We start from the raw sequence: 13,788 nt of genomic DNA, 5'->3' as shown, positions 1-13,788 counted from the left end.
TTTTTTGATTTCTCCCATAAAAGTATATTGAGACGATAAAAAATAGATTTAAAAAGTGTAAATTAATGTAAATCTTGTGTAATTTAATTCAAAACAATTTCTACTCAGAGTTTATTTAAATAAGTTTGTTAAATGATATTTAATCTATTAAATAGACACATATTAGTTTTATTATTAACTGTTTTGGTAATTCCAAATGTTAAAGCAGAAACTAAAGATCAACACATAAAAGTTGCTCTTCGTAATATAGGTCATGAGTTTTTATTACAAATAAACGACAGCACTTCGCGTGTATTACCAGTTGAAAAGATTGATGGAAGATATGCTGTTAGATTTAAAAGAGAGTTTTCTTTTGAACCAGACTTACTTCTTTTTGCCGTTTTTAAAGTTTTAGAAGAAAGAAAAATTATAGAAAGTTATATTGTTGAAGTTGAAACATGCGAAACAAAAGAATTGGTACATAGCTTTGAAGCAAGTTTAAATATAGATGGTAATATGATTGCATGTAGCCAGAGAGCATTACCAAAAAGTTGCTATGTGTTTTACTTTACATTGATTGAAAATAATAAAAACACATATGCAGAAGAGCGTATTAAAAGTTCTGGCTTAAATTATATATATGTTATTATTGCTTTAATAATAGTTATTTGTGTGATTTTCTATCGCAGCATAAGAAATAGAAGTGCAAAATTAAACCCAGATTTAATTAACATTGGTCAATATCAGTTTGATAAAAAAGGAATGATTCTAACATTAAAAGCACAATCAATAGGCTTGTCAAGTAAAGAATCAGATTTGCTGTTTTTGCTGTTTTCTAATGAAAATAAAACCCTTGAAAGAGAATATATTTTAAATATTGTTTGGGGAGATGAAGGTGATTATGTTGGTAGAACTCTAGATGTATTTATATCAAAATTGCGTAAAAAATTAGAGGCAGATTCCAGTTTAAAAATTATTAATGTTAGAGGTGTTGGCTATAGATTTGTAATGAACTAGTTGTTCAATTTTGAAGTAGAAATAAAAAGAGTTTCAAGGCTAGGTATTGATAGTAAGTCTTCTAAAAAATAATCTTACAAATTATAAATTTTCTTGTAAAAGACTTATAAACTGCTTCATGCCAATAGTAGCCTTGTCACTAATAACAGTCAAGTTTTCTTTACTATCAATGGCAGGTTTTGGATCTATATAGTAAATAGGAGTTTTTGACTTCACATAATGTATTAAACTAGCTGCAGGATAGACTTGCATTGATGTGCCAATAATTAATAGTATATCTGCAGTTTCACAAATGTCGATTGCTTTAGGAATCATAGGAACATCTTCTCCAAACCAAACGATGTGTGGTCTTAACTGATGACCTTTTGAGCAATAATCACCAAGCACTAAATCTGAACTCCAATTATAAATATCACTAGCATCAAAAGAACTTCTAGCTTTTAAGAGTTCGCCATGCAAATGAATAACGTTTGTACTACCAGCACGTTCATGTAAATCGTCTACATTTTGAGTAATGATAGTAACTTTGTAATCATCTTCTAGTTTTGCTAAATCCGTATGAGCTGTATTGGGTTTAACAGTATGTAGTTGTTGGCGTCTTTGGTTATAAAATTCTAAAACAAGTTCTGGATTAGCGGCAAATCCTTCAGGTGTTGCAACTTCCATTACATCATGACCTTCCCATAAACCATCAGCGTCTCTAAAGGTTTTAATTCCGCTTTCAGCACTTATTCCAGCACCAGATAATACAACAATATGTTTTTTCATTAATTCACTAAATTTTCATTATAGGTTTTAATATTATAAAATTACTAATTTTGAATTATGATAGACATTAAACTCTTAGAACATTTAGAAACATATCTCACCGAACATAGAAAAGAACGTTTTAATACAGTTTTACCACAGCGCACTAAACATTTTACAGTGGCAACAGAAGATGTGTATCAACTTCATAATACAAGTGCAGTTATTAGAAGCTGTGATGTGTTTGGTATACAAGAAGTTAACATAATTGAAGAGAGAAACTCTAAGCGTATAGATAGAGAAATTGCCATGGGAGCACAAAAATGGGTAGATTTAAATCGTTATCATTCGGTTAAAGATGCTTTAAAAGATTTAAAACAAAAAGGGTATCAAATAGTTGCTACAACACCTCATGAGAATGATGCAGTGTTACATGAATTTGATGTCACTAAAAAATCTTGTTTTTTCTTCGGAAGAGAAACCGAAGGCTTATCACAAGACGTATTAGACGAAGCAGATTGCTTTTTAAAAATTCCAATGGTAGGCTTTACAGAAAGTTTAAATATATCGGTTTCTGCCGCCATCATTTTGCAACATGTAACTACAAAATTAAAACAAACAGATATAAGCTGGCAATTAACATTAGAGGAGCAATTAGAAAAACGATTTGATTGGTGTAAAAAAACAATTAAAAGCCACGAAGAGATTATAGAACGTTTTTATAAAAGCTGATAATTTTGTAATTTAAAGGACTAACTTTTTTTAAAACTTTAAATTATGAAATGCGATGTATACCTAACCTTTGATGGCAATTGTGAAGAAGCCATGACATATTACCAAGATGTTTTTGATGGCGAAATTCAAGTAATGATGCGTTATTCTGATGGACCTCCAGAGTATTCAAACCCAGAAATTGAAAATAAAATTATGCATGTTACCATGACATTTGGTAATGGTTGTGAGCTTAAAGCATCAGACAGAATGGATATATCTATTAATAAAGGAAATGGATATCATGTAAGTGTTATGGCAGAAGATGAAGACCAAGGACAAGCTATTTTTAGTGGCTTAGCTCATGAAGGTCAAGTAACCATGCCATTTAATAATGTGTTTTGGGGCGGAAAGTTTGGTAGTACAATAGATAAGTTTGGTGTACAATGGATGGTGAGTACACCTCATGATACAAATGCATAAACTTTAAAAAAAATAAATTATGATATATATTCTGTATATAGTTATTGCACTACTAGTAATTTTAGTTGCTCTAGCATTATTTGCACCTAAAACCTATGAGGTTAATAGAAGTATAGTTATCAATAAACCATTACCTGAAGTTTTTAGTTACTTAAAGCATATTAAGAATCAAGATTATTGGTCGCCATGGAAAAAGAGAGATCCAAATATGAAACAAGAATTTGTTGGTACCGATGGCGAAGTTGGTTTTATAGCAAAATGGGATGGCAATAAAGAGGTTGGTTTAGGTGAACAAGAGATTATTAAAATTGTTGAAAATGATAGAGTAGAAGCACGACTTCGGTTTTTTAAACCTTGGAAATCAGAGTCTGATGCTGTAACCAGCGTTGAAGCTGTTGATAATAATCAGACTAAAGTAACTTGGGGTTTTTTAGGAAAAAATAAAGTGCCGGCAAATATTTTTATGATGCTTTATAATGTAGATAAGCATGTAGGAAAAGATTTTGAAGAAGGCTTAGCGAGTTTAAAAGAGATTTTAGAAAATTAATAAGTAAAATTATGAAACATAATATGGTAGGTTGGTTTGAGATTCCTGTAACCAATATGGAACGAGCAAAAACATTTTATAATACTGTATTTAATATTGAAATTCAAGTACAGGAGTTTGCTGGCACGTTAATGGGATGGTTTCCTTATGCTGAAGGAAAAGAAGGCGCTTCAGGTTCATTAATACAACAAGAAGCCTATTCACCAAGTGATAGAAAAGGTGTATTAATTTATTTTTCTTCAGTAGATGTTGCTAACGAATTAAGTAGAGTAGAAGCTGCTGGCGGAAACGTGGTACAGCCAAAAACTCAAATTTCTCCAGAAGTTGGTTATATGGGAATTTTTATTGATAGTGAAGGCAACAGGATCGCACTGCATTCACGTTAATACTAACAGACTATATTTTTCGTTTACTTCGGCTTAAAACCTTATACTCTTCATAGCATTCGCTAATAGCATCAAGTACTTGAAGATCGTTTGCTGTTTGTATAAAGTCTTTAGAGTAATTACATTGGTTTACAATTTCATCAAGATCCACACGATCTACTTCAAGTAAAACCATAAGCATTTCTCTGTCAAAACGAGAAGCAAGTAAACTTCTAATCTCGTCATCTTTTTTCATTTGTTTTAACTTGCGTAATTCTCTAGGTTTTTTTCCAAACATATTATGCAAAAAATCTGCAGGATTAAAAATTGCGCCTAATACTTTACTCACAGCACTTGGCGATCTATTACCAGCTTCGTAGCCTTTATTAGATAAACCAGAAATACTATATCTGTAGTTTGTTTTTATTGGTACTTGCTTGATATCAACTTCTAAATAACCTGTTAATTTTAATTGCTTAACAACCACTTCTTCAAGAGCTAATGCCAATTCTGTCATTCCAATTTCTGTATCTCCAAACCTTAACCAGTCGTTGGTTACTCTAATCTTTATTGATTTGTAGCCTAAATACGAAAAATGAAGTGTATCGTTTACTTTGGCTTTAATTTCAAAAACACCTTTATCTGTAGTTGAGGTACCTATAACCTGATTTAGATTAACAATATTTACGCTTTCTAACGGTAAATCTGTACTGGTATCAATTACAGTTCCTTTAACGGTAGTATCTTCTTCTTCTTGAGCAAAACCAAAACTGGTAAACCCTAATATGAAAATAAATAAAAGTAGGTGCCTCATAAGTTAAAATTACGACATAAAAGTACTAAACAAAATACAGTTAATATATTAATAGTCTCAAATTTGACTAAATATTAACAAGAAGGTTTAAAAAAGAGGCAACCTAAAAAGTGTTTTAGTTGTCATTTTGAGCACAGTCGAAAAATCTTAATAATCTGCAAATCGAAAATTTAATTTCATAGAGATTCTTCAATTACATTCAGAATGACACTTTTTTAGACTACCTCTTAAATTTTAGTATTAACGTCTAGATCGTCTTGGTCTAGAATGCGTTGTTTTAAACTCAGATTTGTCTCTATCACTTCTTGAGTTAGACTTGCCTTCTGAGCCACGTCTGTCGCTTTTATTACCTGAGCGTCTATCACTTCTGTTTCCAGAATCACCTCTTGAGCTAGAACGTCTATCGCCTCTTGGTTTAAAATCACCAGAACGCCTATCGCCTCCTGAACGTCTATCACTTCTGTTGCCTCCACCATCACGACGCCTCTTGTTTCTACTTGTGCCGCGACCTCTATCTTCACTAACTTCTACATTTACAAAACGACCTTCATGTTTAAAATCTGTAAAGAATGCTAAAACTTTTTCTTGTAATTCTTTTTCAGTATTAAAGAAAGAGAAGCTTTCTTTTACGTCTACTTTAAAGACGTCGTCACGACCTAATTCAAGAACTTCTTTTAAGAAATCTTTCAATTTCATCCAGTCAAATCCATCTTTACGACCAACATTTATAAAGTACCTTGCATCATTAGAATTGCTTGTATAACCACGTCCGCCATCACGATCAGAACCAGACTCTGAAACATTTAGGTTTTTAGTTTTTTGGTAGTAATTAAAGAAGCGTGTAAACTCAACAGAGAAGAATTTTTTAATTAATTCGTCTTTGGTAGTATCTTCAAATAATTCATTAATGCTACTTAAGTATTTATCAATTTCGTGATTTACTTCAGTATTTTGAATTTTATTAGCCAACGACATTAATTGCACTTCGCAAATTTCCATTCCGTCAGGAATTTCCTTTTTCTCAAATTGCTTTTTAATGATACGCTCGATGCTCTTTATTTTTCTAGTTTCACTTTTAGAAACTATAACCATAGAAACACCTGTTTTTCCAGCACGCCCAGTACGACCAGATCTATGTGTGTAGGTTTCTATTTCGTCAGGCAATTGATAATTTATAACGTGTGTAATATCATCTACATCAATACCACGAGCTGCAACATCTGTAGCAACAAGCATTTGTATTTGTTTGTTTCTAAATGATTTCATTACCAAATCACGTTGATTCTGACTTAAATCACCATGCAAAGCGCCAGCGCTATAACCGTCTTCAATTAAGTTTTCTGCTACTTTTTGAGTATCACGTTTTGTACGACAAAAGATAACCGAAAATATATCTGGATTTGCATCAGACAAACGTTTTAAGGCTTGATAACGATCTCTAGAGTTTACTAAATAGTACTCATGAGATACTTGACTTGTACTTTCATTTTTGTTTCCTACTGTTATTTCAATAGGCTTATGCATGAATTTTTTTGCAATAGTTGCCACTTCTTTTGGCATTGTTGCAGAAAATAACCATGTGTTTTTATCTTCTGGTGTATGTGATAAGATATCGGTAATATCTTCATAAAAGCCCATGTTTAGCATTTCGTCTGCTTCGTCTAAAACTGAATATTCAATTTTAGAAATATCAACCATGTTACGGCTAATCATATCTTTCATACGGCCAGGTGTTGCAACAATAATCTGGGCACCACGTTTTACGGCTCTTGCTTGATCTGTAATACTTGCGCCACCATAAATAGCAACAACGTTAAGCCCTTTGCAATATTTACCATATTGCTTTAGCTCGTTTGTGATTTGTAAACAAAGTTCACGTGTTGGAGATAGAATTAAACCTTGTGTTGTTCTACTATCTACATTAATTTTTTGAAGCATTGGAAAACCAAAGGCTGCTGTTTTACCAGTTCCGGTTTGAGCTAATGCTACTAAATCTGAATCTTCTTTTAAAAGAATTGGAATGGCTTTGTCTTGGACATCACTTGGCTTTTCAAAGCCTAAATCTGTAATGGCATGCAAAAGGTCTTCATTAAGACCTAAATCTTGGAATGTGTTCATTTCGAGTATAAGTATTCGATTATATTATGTTCGTGTTATAAAAGAAGCGAATCGACATACTTAAACCTAAACTTCTACTAACACATCCTCACTCTGAGGAAATTACAACTCAATCTTTTGAGTTTCAAGCGGCAAAGATAGTCTTTTTTTTGAAATGTGTTATTATAGTGCTACATATCGATTGTGTGTATGATTTCGTTACATTATTGCTAAATTTGGGAGATGAAGAAAAATTTGTTTCAAGATTAGCTTAAAATTACTTGATATTAACTCAGTACTTTTGTCTGCTAGCGTATTTTGTTTACGCCAATTACAACTTAATATATTTAGATGGTAAAATCCCGTAGGCTTCCTGAAAACATTTAGAAAAATAAGAAGGACTACTAAACCCAGTTTGATAAGCAATCTCAGAGATGTTTGACGCTTGTTTATCTAATAATTCGAGCGCTTTATTCAATCTAAAATCCTTTATAAAACTGTTTGGTGACTTTCCTATAATTGGCATCATAGTTCTGTATAGTTTTGATTTACTAAAACCTAAATTCTCATTATAATTTGTGGCACTTATATTTGAGTTTGTCCATACACTTTCAGTATAGTCAAATAAGCGAATTACAAATTCCATTTCAGTGCTATTTAATGGTTTAACACCTTTAATATTAATTGGGTTATTTTGGTTTTCACTTTCGTATAGATCTTTAACTTCTGGTGTTAATATGATATTCCCTTTAGTAACATAAGTCAAGTACTCGGCTTTATTAATGGTATCTTCAAATATGCGTTCTTTGTTAGTGACAGGTATTCCTGCACTTATGCCAATTTTAAAATCTAAATCTGGTGTAATAACACAATTATGTAATTCTTGAATTTTAATAGCACTTTCTACAGCACTAGTAACACAAGAAAAAGACATTAAAAATGAATTGAATTCTTGTTTAACAACACGTCCTTTTTCCTTATTTACAATATTGATAATCGATTTGCTATAGCCACGAATGGCAGCCTGTAAGGTTTCAATATTTTTAGTTCTTAATGTATTCTTATTTAATTTAACAACCATTAAGGTTCTAAAAGCCGAATCATTAATAATATTGAGTTCCGTATTCTGTGATTTTTCAGGATCTTCTATACGACCTAAAAACGATTCAACTAAAGTGTCATTCACTTCTATTATACGTTGAGGCACTGCACCATGAGATTTTTCATGAAGTTCTTTAATGGCTTCTTTATTAGGAGCTTCTATTAAACAAAAGGCTGTTTGTCGTCGTTCATCACACCAATAGGTTAAACCACGACAGTTGTATTTGTGTTCAATTTTTAAATCTGCTTGATGCATTTCAGCAACATGCGCTGCCGTAACACCATCTGGCAAATCATGAAAGTCCATATATATTGGCATGCTCTAGTTTTTTAGGTAAGATACTAATTTAAAAAAATAAGAAGCTGACTATTTATTATAGACAGCTTCATACTTCTTATTGTTCTGCTGTTGCTGGACTAATTACTGTTGTGACTTCACTTACCGAGTTTGCTGGAAAACCACCTTTACTAGCATGTTCTTCAATTAATGCTTTAGTCTCTGCTTTATAAACGCAGTACACTTTATCTCCAGTAACATAGCTGTGTTGCCACTCAATTTTTGGTCCCATTTCTTTTAAGACTGAACATGATGTTTGAGAGATTCCTTTAAGTTGTTCTGCTGTTAAGTCTCCTGCTCCTGGAATATTACGTTCAATTACATAGGTTTTCATAGTGTCATTGTTTTTAAGTGTTGGTTGATTTTCTTTTTTTTGTGCTTGTGTATAATTGAGAGTAAACACAATTAGGGCTAAAACTAATTTGATTGTTTTCATTATAAAGGTTTTAATTATTAATGTTTCAAAACTAAAATAGTTTATAATCAATCAATTATGCTTTTAGTCCAAAAAATCGCAATTTTGGTTCAATGTTTTTTTGACTTGTAGGTAAGTAACTAGATAATAAATCATTTTATGATTTATATCTGACGATAAGTGAAGATAGTTTGTTTTGAGAAATCTTAAATAGAATTTAAAAAAAACACCAATTGCTTAACAGCTTTCCCTCTGTGACCAATATCATTTTTCAAGCCTAAGTCCATTTCGGCAAAAGTTTGTTCATGATGGTTTGGCTTAAAAATGGGGTCATATCCAAAACCTTGCTCGCCATGTTTAGTTGTTGTTATTTTTCCTTCACAAATACCAGTAAAAGTTTCTAGCTTGTTATTTAAGTAAAGCGCAATAACGGTTTTAAATTGTGCATCTCTATTAGGCTTATCTTTAAGGTTGCGGAGTAATTTATTCATATTATCATCAGCATTACGTTGCTCGCCAGCATAACGCGCCGAAAATACACCAGGTTCGCCATTTAAGGCTTCAACCTCTAAACCGGTATCATCTGCAAAACAATCAAAACCATAATGTTCTTTGATGTATTCTACTTTTTGAATGGCATTACCCTCAATGGTGTTTTGCGTTTCTGGTACATCTTCAAAACACCCAATATCTTTTAAACTTAGTAGTTGTACGTGTTCTGGAATTAAAGATTGTACTTCCTTTAGTTTATTAAGATTGTTTGTAGCGAAAACAAGTTGCATAAGTATGTGATAAAGTAAGTTTCAAAATTAGGAATATTATAGGAATCAAAAAATAGATTATTTTCGTTTGTGAAAACTTTTACGAGATGACTAAAACAAAATTTATTTTTATTTTATGCTTAATAGGAATTGCATTGGTTTCTTGCTCAAATGTTAAGAACAAAGGAATTACAAAAAAGAATACTAATGATTTAGAAATTCCTGATAGTTTAAAGATAAATGATGGTCCTTATGTGTTTATTAAAAATGAAGTTTTGATTGAAAAAAGTATAGTTAGTGGTAAAGTAACAAAGAAGTTTATGCCTTTAACTGCTTACGATATTAAATTTAAAGCTGAAGCTTCAGTATATAAAGATGTAGAACATATTGTTGCTTTAAGTGATATTCATGGACAATTTGATTTGGCAATTGAAATATTAAAGAATAATAAGGTTATAGATAACAATCTAAACTGGTCTTTTGGTAAAGGGCATTTTGTAATTGTTGGTGATGTTTTTGATCGCGGACCTAAGGTTACCGAAACACTATGGTTTATTTATAATCTTGAAAAGCAAGCAGAAAAAAGTGGAGGTAAAGTGCACTTTCTGTTAGGTAATCATGAGTATATGGTTATTCATAATGATTTAAGATATATACATGATAAATATGCTAAAGCTTCACAGTTATTAAAAACACCTTACAATGAACTTTTTAATAACGAAACTGTTTTAGGACGTTGGTTACGATCTAAAGCAACACTTATAAAAATTAATGATAATATGTTTGTTCATGGTGGAGTGTCTCCAGACTTTTTATCTGAAACGTTTAATATTGACAACACCAATCAAGTGATGCGTGAATCACTAGATCGCGACAAAAAAGAAATGAAAGCTGGACCATTTTATAAACGTTATTATGGTAAAACTGGACCTATTTGGTATCGTGGGTATTTTAATGATAATTTAGAAGAGTCTGTTATTGACGATGTATTAGCAAAAGTCGATGCTAATCATTTTGTTGTGGGACATTGCTCTCAAGAACAGGTTTTGCAATTGTATAACAAGAAGATTTTTGCAGTAGATTCAAGTATTAAAAATGGAGTTTATGGCGAAGTGCTTTTTATAAATTTAAATGCATATTCTCGAGGTAAAAAGACTGGAGAACAAATTAAATTAGATTAATCAAACATAATAGTATGCTAACTAAATTAGGAGAAAAGTTTACAGACGTATTTCAAAAATACATGCCAAGTGCTTTTGTTTTTGCATTACTATTAACAATTATAGCTGTACTTAGTGCATTTATGTGGATGGAAGCTTCGCCTATACAAATCATTTCGGCATGGTATGATGGTTTTTTTGATTTGTTGAGTTTTGGAATGCAAATAGTACTTATCATAATTACAGGATTTAGCATTGCTTTATCATCTACAATTAATAAAGGTATTGATAGATTAGCAGTTTACATTAAAACACCAAAACAAGTATACTTTTTTGTTATACTCATTGGGTCGCTTTTGTCTCTAGTTAGTTTTGGTTGGATTGTCATTACATGTGTTTTGGCAAGAGAATTGGCTATGCGAGTTAAAGGTGTTAATTATCCTTTTTTAATTGCTTGCGCTTATTTTTCGTTTGGTGGATGGGTTAGTGGTTTGTCAAGCTCAATACCGTTATTGTTAAATACTGAAAATAATTTTTTGATTGAAGCGGAGATTTTATCCTCTAAAATTCCAACAGCATATACTTTAGGTTCAGTTTTAAATATAGCAATGATTGTGTTGTTTGTGATTATAGCACCACTATTATTTCTGGTTTTTATTCCTAAACAAACAAAAGGTAAAGAACTAAAAGATTTATTAAAATCAGGAAATCAACCTAAAGAAGCTACTATTAAAGACGAAGCGGAGAGTTTTAAATTACCAGTTAAAGCTGTTTCAGATACGCTTAATAATACATTTGTTTTGCCTTTAATTATTGCTGCAATGGGTTTTACTTATATCGTTTATCATTTTTATACTAACGGATTTGACCTCAATTTTAATATCATGATTTTTATATTCTTGATGATAGGTTTGTTTTTACATAAAACACCAATGCGTTATAGTATTGCAATGAAGCGTGCAAGTAGTAATATTTCTGGTATTTTATTTCAATACCCTTTTTATGCAGGTATAATGGGAATCATGCTTTATACAGGAGTTGGAGAGAAATTAGCTGATGCTTTGGTATCTATAATGACTATTGATACTTACCCGTTTTTTGCATATTTAACAGGTGGTGTTGTGAATTTTGCAATTCCGTCAGCTGGAGGCGAGTTTGCAGTTGTAGGACCAAGCATTATTGAAGCGGTTAAAAACATTGGTGCAGGATTACCTCAAGAACAAGTTACAGCAATGGTATCAAGAGCATCCTTATCTGTGGCTTATGGCGAAAGTTTAAGCAATATGCTTCAGCCTTTTTTCATCTTGTTAGTATTACCTGTAATGGGAGCTGGCGTTAAACTACAATCGAGAGATATTATGGGATATTTAGTACTGCCATTTATCATCTTTTTTATTATTCAATCTTTAATGGTACTTTATATACCTCTATAGATTGTTAAATTATGAGATAGAAACTGCTCAAATAGATGAAATATTTAACGATGATTGAGTGGTTTGATAAAGTCTAAGAACTTTTGGGGAAAGAAAATGACGACTTCGTCCTAAGTCATTTTTATTGTAGTAATTTTTAATTCACTTTTAAGTGTAAACTTGAAGAAAACTTTTATTATGGAAAAATTTAATTCACCACTTGATGCCTTTTTATATTGGGAAATCGAAACTCCAAACCGCATTTTTTTAAAACAGCCTATTGATGGAAAAACTATAACCTATACATTTAAAGAAGCTGGAGAAGAAGCTCGAAAAATTGCATCTGCACTAAAAAACTATAAGCTACCTGAAAAAAGCCATATAGCATTATTGTCAAAAAATTGCGCACATTGGATTATGAGTGATTTAGCTATTATGATGTCTGGTCACGTGTCGACACCAATTTATCCTACGTTAAATGCAGCGTCTGTAAACCAGATTTTAGAACATAGTGGATCTAAAGCTATTATTATAGGAAAGCTTGATGATTTTGAATCTCAAAAACCTGGTATTCCAGATATCCCCAAAATAAGTATTGGGTTATATGGCCAAACTGAAGGCGAATTATGGGAAGATATTACTTTAAATAAAACACCTATTAAAGAATTGCCGAAACCCAACCCAGATGACTTACATACTATTATTTACACATCTGGAACTACAGGAACACCAAAAGGAGTAATGCATACTGTTGGTAATTTTATTGTTAGTGTAAACAAGATTACAACAATTACTAGTTTACCAAAACAACCAAGATTGTTTTCGTATTTGCCATTAGCTCACGTTGCAGAACGTGTTGGTATTGCAACTCACGGATTGGTTATAGGTGCAGCGATTTCGTTTCCAGAATCTTTAGAGACATTTGCTTCAGATCTTGAAAAATGTCAACCACATCTATTCTTTGCTGTTCCTAGAATATGGTCTAAGTTTCAAGAAAAAATATTAGAGAAACTTCCACAAAAAAAATTAAATATTTTGTTGAAAATCCCACTTATAAACGGAATAATAAAAAATAAATTAAAACAAAAATTAGGGCTTAAAAATGCTCTGTTTATTCTTTCTGGAGCAGCACCTTTATCAGTAAACTTAATGGAATGGTTTAATAAAATAGGTGTTACTATTTTTCAAGGATATGGTATGACTGAAGATTGTATTATTTCTCATGCTAATTTTTATGGACAAAATAAAATAGGAACTGTGGGAAAGGCTTTTAGTAATGTAAAAATTAAGCTAACTCCAGAAGACGAAATTTGTATTAAGAACAATTGCTTAATGAAAGGCTATTATAAAGCACCAGATATTACAGCATCTGTTTTTACAGAAGATGGTTATTTTAAAACAGGAGATAAAGGCGAATACGATCACGATGGCTATTTAACAATTACGGGTCGTGCTAAGGACGAATTTAAAACCGATAAGGGTAAATACGTTTCACCAGCACCAATAGAATTACAGTTGACTAAAAATACAGATATTGAACAGATTTGTGTTGTTGGTATGGGAATACCGCAGCCTATAGCGTTAATCACGTTGTCCGAATTAGGTAGAGTAAAATCTAAAGAAGGCCTTTCTAAAAGTTTAGCTGAAACTTTAATGAGTACTAATCCAAATCTAAAAAAGCACGAGAAAGTCGAAAAAGTGATTATAATGAAAGAAGACTGGACGGTTGATAACGGCTTAACTACACCTACATTAAAAGTTAAACGAAGCAGTATTGAAAAAATTCATCAGCCATATTATAAAGACTGGTTTAAAATGGATGAAACTGTAATTTTTGAATAA

The 13,788-nt window shown here is 31.7% G+C and carries 14 protein-coding genes; 8 read left to right on the top strand and 6 right to left on the bottom strand.

Annotated features, from left to right (window positions below):
- Positions 1–132 precede the first annotated feature (132 nt).
- Positions 133–996 (top strand): winged helix-turn-helix domain-containing protein, encoded by an 864-nt coding sequence (locus tag BXY80_RS09815; protein ID WP_120201435.1) that lies wholly within the window; start codon positions 133–135, stop codon positions 994–996.
- A gap of 81 nt (positions 997–1,077) precedes the next feature.
- On the opposite strand, the gene BXY80_RS09810 is transcribed toward BXY80_RS09815, so the two are convergent.
- Positions 1,078–1,764: an SIR2 family NAD-dependent protein deacylase gene (locus BXY80_RS09810; RefSeq protein WP_120201433.1), complete on the bottom strand. Its 687-nt coding sequence runs from the start codon at positions 1,762–1,764 to the stop codon at positions 1,078–1,080.
- A 57-nt stretch (positions 1,765–1,821) separates the two neighbouring features.
- On the opposite strand from BXY80_RS09810, the gene BXY80_RS09805 reads away from it, so the two are divergent.
- From BXY80_RS09805 to BXY80_RS09790, 4 genes are read left to right on the top strand one after another with little or no spacing between them, the layout of a single operon-like run.
- Entirely contained in the window at positions 1,822–2,475 is a 654-nt protein-coding gene (locus BXY80_RS09805; protein WP_120201430.1) for a TrmH family RNA methyltransferase, read from the top strand.
- Positions 2,476–2,520: 45 nt separating this feature from the next.
- Positions 2,521–2,937 carry a VOC family protein gene (locus BXY80_RS09800; protein ID WP_120201428.1) on the top strand — a complete coding sequence of 139 codons (417 nt, stop codon included), beginning with the start codon at positions 2,521–2,523 and terminating at the stop codon, positions 2,935–2,937.
- Between the two features lie 19 nt (positions 2,938–2,956).
- Complete coding sequence (locus BXY80_RS09795; RefSeq protein ID WP_120201426.1) at positions 2,957–3,484, top strand: SRPBCC family protein; 528 nt, start codon at positions 2,957–2,959, stop codon at positions 3,482–3,484.
- Positions 3,485–3,495: 11 nt separating this feature from the next.
- Positions 3,496–3,870 carry a VOC family protein gene (locus BXY80_RS09790; RefSeq protein ID WP_120201424.1) on the top strand — a complete coding sequence of 125 codons (375 nt, stop codon included), beginning with the start codon at positions 3,496–3,498 and terminating at the stop codon, positions 3,868–3,870.
- Between the two features lie 10 nt (positions 3,871–3,880).
- Here BXY80_RS09790 and BXY80_RS09785 read toward each other — a convergent pair whose 3' ends face one another.
- From BXY80_RS09785 to BXY80_RS09765, 5 genes are all read right to left on the bottom strand, one after another.
- Positions 3,881–4,663 (bottom strand): carboxypeptidase-like regulatory domain-containing protein, encoded by a 783-nt coding sequence (locus BXY80_RS09785; RefSeq protein ID WP_120201422.1) that lies wholly within the window; start codon positions 4,661–4,663, stop codon positions 3,881–3,883.
- Between the two features lie 240 nt (positions 4,664–4,903).
- A complete protein-coding gene (locus tag BXY80_RS09780; RefSeq protein WP_120201419.1) occupies positions 4,904–6,781 on the bottom strand; it encodes a DEAD/DEAH box helicase in 1,878 nt (625 codons plus the stop codon).
- A 310-nt stretch (positions 6,782–7,091) separates the two neighbouring features.
- Entirely contained in the window at positions 7,092–8,180 is a 1,089-nt protein-coding gene (locus BXY80_RS09775) for a nickel-binding protein (RefSeq protein ID WP_120201417.1), read from the bottom strand.
- 76 nt (positions 8,181–8,256) lie between these two features.
- Positions 8,257–8,634, bottom strand: coding sequence for a DUF4242 domain-containing protein (locus BXY80_RS09770; protein WP_245977246.1), 378 nt, complete (start codon positions 8,632–8,634; stop codon positions 8,257–8,259).
- A 185-nt stretch (positions 8,635–8,819) separates the two neighbouring features.
- The gene (locus tag BXY80_RS09765) at positions 8,820–9,395 is read right to left on the bottom strand and encodes a non-canonical purine NTP diphosphatase (protein ID WP_120201415.1); all 576 of its coding nucleotides are present in this window, start codon (positions 9,393–9,395) and stop codon (positions 8,820–8,822) included.
- 86 nt (positions 9,396–9,481) lie between these two features.
- On the opposite strand from BXY80_RS09765, the gene BXY80_RS09760 reads away from it, so the two are divergent.
- The 3 genes from BXY80_RS09760 to BXY80_RS09750 all read left to right on the top strand — a co-directional run bounded on the left by BXY80_RS09760 (position 9,482) and on the right by BXY80_RS09750 (position 13,788).
- Positions 9,482–10,555, top strand: coding sequence for a metallophosphoesterase (locus tag BXY80_RS09760; RefSeq protein WP_120201413.1), 1,074 nt, complete (start codon positions 9,482–9,484; stop codon positions 10,553–10,555).
- A gap of 14 nt (positions 10,556–10,569) precedes the next feature.
- A complete protein-coding gene (locus BXY80_RS09755; RefSeq protein WP_120201411.1) occupies positions 10,570–11,967 on the top strand; it encodes a short-chain fatty acid transporter in 1,398 nt (465 codons plus the stop codon).
- Between the two features lie 177 nt (positions 11,968–12,144).
- On the top strand, positions 12,145–13,788 hold the full coding sequence (locus tag BXY80_RS09750) for an AMP-binding protein (protein WP_120201409.1): 1,644 nt from the start codon (positions 12,145–12,147) through the stop codon (positions 13,786–13,788).

The organism is Ichthyenterobacterium magnum (assembly GCF_003610635.1).
Classification (GTDB): Bacteria; Bacteroidota; Bacteroidia; order Flavobacteriales; family Flavobacteriaceae; genus Ichthyenterobacterium; species Ichthyenterobacterium magnum.
This window is presented reverse-complemented; position numbering and strand designations above follow the sequence as displayed.

Excerpts from the sequence above, each read along its gene's own strand:
- BXY80_RS09815 (WP_120201435.1), top strand. The coding sequence starts at position 133 with ATGATATTTAATCTATTAAATAGACACATATTAGTTTTATTATTAACT.
- BXY80_RS09810 (WP_120201433.1), bottom strand. The coding sequence starts at position 1,764 with ATGAAAAAACATATTGTTGTATTATCTGGTGCTGGAATAAGTGCTGAA.
- BXY80_RS09805 (WP_120201430.1), top strand. The coding sequence starts at position 1,822 with ATGATAGACATTAAACTCTTAGAACATTTAGAAACATATCTCACCGAA.
- BXY80_RS09800 (WP_120201428.1), top strand. The coding sequence starts at position 2,521 with ATGAAATGCGATGTATACCTAACCTTTGATGGCAATTGTGAAGAAGCC.
- BXY80_RS09795 (WP_120201426.1), top strand. The coding sequence starts at position 2,957 with ATGATATATATTCTGTATATAGTTATTGCACTACTAGTAATTTTAGTT.
- BXY80_RS09790 (WP_120201424.1), top strand. The coding sequence starts at position 3,496 with ATGAAACATAATATGGTAGGTTGGTTTGAGATTCCTGTAACCAATATG.
- BXY80_RS09785 (WP_120201422.1), bottom strand. The coding sequence starts at position 4,663 with ATGAGGCACCTACTTTTATTTATTTTCATATTAGGGTTTACCAGTTTT.
- BXY80_RS09780 (WP_120201419.1), bottom strand. The coding sequence starts at position 6,781 with ATGAACACATTCCAAGATTTAGGTCTTAATGAAGACCTTTTGCATGCC.
- BXY80_RS09775 (WP_120201417.1), bottom strand. The coding sequence starts at position 8,180 with ATGCCAATATATATGGACTTTCATGATTTGCCAGATGGTGTTACGGCA.
- BXY80_RS09770 (WP_245977246.1), bottom strand. The coding sequence starts at position 8,634 with ATGAAAACAATCAAATTAGTTTTAGCCCTAATTGTGTTTACTCTCAAT.
- BXY80_RS09765 (WP_120201415.1), bottom strand. The coding sequence starts at position 9,395 with ATGCAACTTGTTTTCGCTACAAACAATCTTAATAAACTAAAGGAAGTA.
- BXY80_RS09760 (WP_120201413.1), top strand. The coding sequence starts at position 9,482 with ATGACTAAAACAAAATTTATTTTTATTTTATGCTTAATAGGAATTGCA.
- BXY80_RS09755 (WP_120201411.1), top strand. The coding sequence starts at position 10,570 with ATGCTAACTAAATTAGGAGAAAAGTTTACAGACGTATTTCAAAAATAC.
- BXY80_RS09750 (WP_120201409.1), top strand. The coding sequence starts at position 12,145 with ATGGAAAAATTTAATTCACCACTTGATGCCTTTTTATATTGGGAAATC.